We start from the raw sequence: 4,525 nt of genomic DNA on the forward strand, positions 1-4,525 counted from the left end.
TGGTGATGGGAAGTAAATGGAAGACGTTAAGACAGACAAAAAACAAAATTCAATTAAACCGCCAAAGAAAATTTTGCAGCCGGTGGGGCGCGCGATTGCGCAGTTTAATATGATTCGCTCAGGTGATCGTGTGTTGTTGGGTTTGTCTGGCGGTAAAGATTCGTTGGCGTTATTAATGGTGTTGAAGCATTTGCAACGTCATTCGCCCGTTAAGTTTGAGTTGGCCGCCTGCACGATTGACCCAGAAATTCCGGGGTTTGATCCGTCGCCGCTTAAAGACTTTTTGGCCGAGTTGGGTGTGCCGTATTTTTATGAGTCGGAAGACCTGGTTGCGCTCGCCAATCAATATATGAAAGGCGATTCGTTTTGCAGTTTTTGTTCACGCCAAAAACGTGGCAAACTTTATACCGTGTGTCGTCGCGAAGGGTATAACGTATTGGCGTTGGCGCAACATTTAGACGACTTGGCGGAAAGCTTTTTAATGTCGGCATTTAACGCCGGTCAGCTTCGAACCATGAAAGCGCATTATTTAAATAACGATGGCGATGTGCGCATTATCCGTCCGTTTGTCAAAGTACGCGAAAACCAAACGCGCGATTTTGCCGAGGCCGCCAATTTGCCGGTGATCCCAGATAACTGCCCGGCTTGCTTTGCTAAACCCCAAGCACGTCAGCATTTTAAACAAATGTTGTTGGACGAAGAAAAACGTAATAAACATGTGTACGCCAATTTATGGACAGCCATGCAACCGCTGATTGCGGATGATAATCACGCGGGTTTAGCCGGTTTGGAGGATGCGTTGGATGAAGAAGAATAGCGAACACCATCCGATTCAAGGCGCTTTATTTAAAGGTTTAGTGCGCGTTTTATCTTGGCTGCCGCTTAAATGGAGCCAGCGTTTAGGCGCGGCGATGGGTTGGTTATTATGGCGACTGCCCAACTCGGCCAAACGCGTGTCGATTAAAAATATCGACATCGCGTTTCCCAATTTATCCAGCGAAGCCCGCGCATTGTTAGTCAAACAAAGCTTAATCGAAACTGGTAAAACCGCCGCCGAATTAGGTGCGATTTGGTGTTGGCCCCAGGCGAAAAAACTCGCTTTAATTAAACGTGTCGAAGGCGCAGATCGGCTTGCCGAAGCGGTCGCACAAGGCAAAGGTGTGATGGTGTTATCGCCTCACGTGGGTTGCTGGGAAATCATTGGGCATTATCTAGCCGAACATTATCCAACCACGATTTTATATCGGCCACCACGCATTGGTTCGCTTGATACATTTATGCGTCAAGCCCGTCAATCCAGCGGCGTGAAATTACAGCCAACTGATATGTCCGGCGTCAAAGGGTTGCGAAAAGCTCTGAAAAACGGGGAAGTGGTCGGGATCTTGCCGGATCAAGATCCGGGCAAAAGTGGCGGTGTAGTCGCGCCGTTTTTTGGTCATCCGGCAAATACCATGGTGTTGGTGTCGAAACTCGCGCAGAAATCGGCTTGTCCGGTGTTTTATATTCTGGCTGAACGCTTACCGCAAGCCCAAGGTTATGTCATACACTTACTGGATGCGCCCGCCGACGTCGCATCCGTCGATGAAAAACAAGCAACCAGCGCCTTAAATCACGGTGTCGAAACCTGCGTGCGCCAAGTACCCAGCCAATACCAATGGTCATACAAACGCTATAAAAACCTACCCAAAGACTACGAGCGAGTTTACTAACCAGCAGGCCTGGTGGTTAGTGGGCTTCGTCCCAGTTTAAGCCTTGTCCTATCTCGACAATTAACGGCACATCCAGTTTCATCGCGGCTTCCATTAATTGTTTGATATGGGCTTTGACCGCTTCTACTTGATCGGCCTTGACTTCAAATACCAATTCATCGTGAACCTGCATTAACATGCGAATATCAAATTCGCCTTTGTCTATCCACTCATCCAGCGCAATCATGGCGCGTTTAATAATATCCGCCGCCGTGCCTTGCATGGGGGCGTTGATCGCGGTGCGTTCGGCGTACTGACGAAGCTGGCCGTTACGCGCATTAATATCTGGCAAATACAAACGACGACCCGCTAGGGTTTCAACATAACCGTGATATTTGGCATCGGCTTTGGTGGTGTTCATATAAGTTTTAACGCCCGGATACCGATCAAAATATCGATCAATATAAGCCTGCGCCAACCCACGATTTACGCCCAGTTGATTAGCTAAGCCAAATGCCGACATGCCATAAATCAAACCAAAGTTCACCGCTTTGGCACTACGACGTTGTTCGGTGGTGACGTCATCCAGCGTGGCATCAAAAATCTCGGCGGCGGTGGCTTTGTGAATATCTTTACCTTCGGCAAACGCGGTGAGCAGGCCGGGGTCTTCACTCAAATGCGCCATAATGCGCAACTCGATTTGCGAGTAGTCGGCCGCGAGCAACACATAACCAGGCCTGGCGATAAAGGCTTGGCGAATTCGACGACCTTCGGCGGTGCGGATCGGAATGTTTTGTAAGTTCGGATCGGTGGATGAAAGCCGCCCAGTGGAGGCGACCGCTTGTTGATAAGAGGTGTGAACTCGTCCGGTTTCGGGGTGAATCTGCTTGGGCAAGGCATCCGTATAGGTGGATTTGAGTTTCGCCATGGTGCGATGCTGCATAATCAATTTAGGCAGTTCGTGACCCTGTTCGGCCAGCTCGGCTAAAATCGGTTCCGCTGTTGAAGGCTGGCCTTTTGGGGTCTTTTTAATTACTGGCAAATCGAGTTTTTCAAACAGAATTTCTTGTAGTTGTTTAGGCGAGCCCAGGTTAAACTCCTGCCCGGCTACGCGATAGGCGGCTTCTTCAATAGTTTGGATTTTCTCGGCCAGCTCATTGCTCTGAATTTTTAACAGGTCTTTATCCACTAGCATGCCGTGGCGTTCCATCTTCGCCAAAATAGGCAACAACGGCATTTCAATTTCACGGAAAACATCCATTAACTGAGTTTCTGTTTGCAGTTTCGGCCACAGGGTTTGGTGTAAACGTAATGTAATATCCGCATCTTCCGCCGCATAAGGGCTGGCGGTGTCGAGTTCGATTTGGTTAAAGGTCTTTTGCGCGCGACCCGTACCGGCGACGTCTTTAAATTTAATTGTGGTTTTTTGCAGATAAAACTCGGCCAAATCGTCCATGTTATGGCGTGTGGCGACGCTGTTTAAAACATAAGATTCCAACATGGTATCAAAACCAATGCCTTGTAAAGTAATGCCATGGTTTTTGAAAATATGCCAATCGTATTTAATGTTCTGGCCGACTTTAATCACATCTTTTGATTCAAGCAACGGCTTTAAAACTTGCAGTGTTCGCTCGAAATCTAACTGAGTGGGCACGCCTTCATAATCGTGGCGTAAAGGCAGATAAGCCGCTTCAACCAGGCCTGGTTGTGGCTCAACCGCAAAACTAATGCCCACCATTTGAGCCAACATAGGTTCAAGTGCGGTGGTTTCGGTATCAATCGCAAACACGTCAGCGGCTTTGAGTTTGCCCAACCAGTTATCAAATTGCTCGCGCGTTAAAATGGTTTCATAATCTGCGCTATCCGCTATCACACCTTTTACGGCTTCAACTGGCTTAGAGGCGGGCGCGGTTTGTTGCGTAGGTGTAGATTTAGCATGATGGTTTACCTGGCGAGTAAACGGCATTTTGCCGTCTTCAAGCTGACCTAACCAGTTTTTAAACTCGTATTCGGCAAACAGGGTTTTAAGCGCCTCCACATCCGGTTCTTGGCGCGCCAAATCCGGCAGGTTAATCGGCAGATCACAATCGGTTCGAATCGTGGTGAGTTGGCGCGACAGGTCTAAATGCGGAATATGTTCACGTAAAGTTTCGCCAATTTTTCCTTTAATTTCGTCGGCATGCGCGACCAGATTATCCATCGTGCCATAGGCATCTAACCATTTCACCGCGGTTTTAGGACCACACTTTGGAATGCCGGGAATGTTGTCTGAGGTGTCGCCCATTAACGCCAGATAATCAATAATCTGATCCGGGCGAATGCCAAACTTTTCCACCACCTTATCCGGCGTCATCAAAGTATTGTTCATGGTGTTAATTAAGGTAATGTGTTCATTCACCAACTGCGCCATGTCTTTATCGCCGGTGGAAATCAGTGCATCACGTTTGGCTTCAGTCGCCTGCACCGCCAGCGTGCCGATCACGTCATCGGCTTCCACGCCTTCAATCACCAATAAAGGCAAACCTAAGGCTTTGACGATTTGATGAATCGGCTCAATTTGCACCCGTAACTCATCCGGCATGGGCGGGCGATGCGCTTTATATTCGGCATACAAATCGTTACGGAAGGTTTTGCCCTTGGCATCAAACACCACCGCCATATGTTCAGGCTGATAAGTCTCCAGCAACTTGCCAATCATATTGGTCACGCCATAAATCGCCCCAGTTGGATGGCCTTCACGATTAGTGAGCGGCGGCATCGCGTGAAACGCGCGGAACAAATAAGACGAACCATCAACAAGAACAATCGGGCTTTGAGACATGTGAAACCTTAATAAC

The 4,525-nt window shown here is 48.4% G+C and carries 3 protein-coding genes; 2 read left to right on the plus strand and 1 reads right to left on the minus strand.

The features are described 5' to 3' along the window. Nucleotides 1-16 precede the first annotated feature (16 nt). Both IBX48_RS09865 and IBX48_RS09870 read left to right on the plus strand, forming a co-directional pair. Entirely contained in the window at nucleotides 17-817 is an 801-nt protein-coding gene (locus IBX48_RS09865; protein WP_296833993.1) for an ATP-binding protein, read from the plus strand. Beyond that, a complete protein-coding gene (locus IBX48_RS09870) occupies nucleotides 804-1,709 on the plus strand; it encodes a lipid A biosynthesis acyltransferase (RefSeq protein ID WP_296833996.1) in 906 nt (301 codons plus the stop codon). Before IBX48_RS09865 ends, IBX48_RS09870 begins: the two co-directional genes overlap by 14 nt. Before the next feature lie 16 nt (nucleotides 1,710-1,725). Here the strand turns inward: IBX48_RS09870 and polA are convergent, their stop codons facing one another. Next, on the minus strand, nucleotides 1,726-4,509 hold the full coding sequence (gene polA / locus IBX48_RS09875) for a DNA polymerase I (protein ID WP_296833998.1): 2,784 nt from the start codon (nucleotides 4,507-4,509) through the stop codon (nucleotides 1,726-1,728). Nucleotides 4,510-4,525 lie beyond the last annotated feature (16 nt).

This window comes from Thiomicrospira sp., from assembly GCF_014859555.1.
In the GTDB taxonomy this organism is placed as follows: domain Bacteria; phylum Pseudomonadota; class Gammaproteobacteria; order Thiomicrospirales; family Thiomicrospiraceae; genus Thiomicrospira.

Coding starts and splice junctions, on each gene's coding strand:
- IBX48_RS09865 (WP_296833993.1), top strand. CDS start 17: ATGGAAGACGTTAAGACAGACAAAAAACAAAATTCAATTAAACCGCCA.
- IBX48_RS09870 (WP_296833996.1), top strand. CDS start 804: ATGAAGAAGAATAGCGAACACCATCCGATTCAAGGCGCTTTATTTAAA.
- polA (WP_296833998.1), bottom strand. CDS start 4,509: ATGTCTCAAAGCCCGATTGTTCTTGTTGATGGTTCGTCTTATTTGTTC.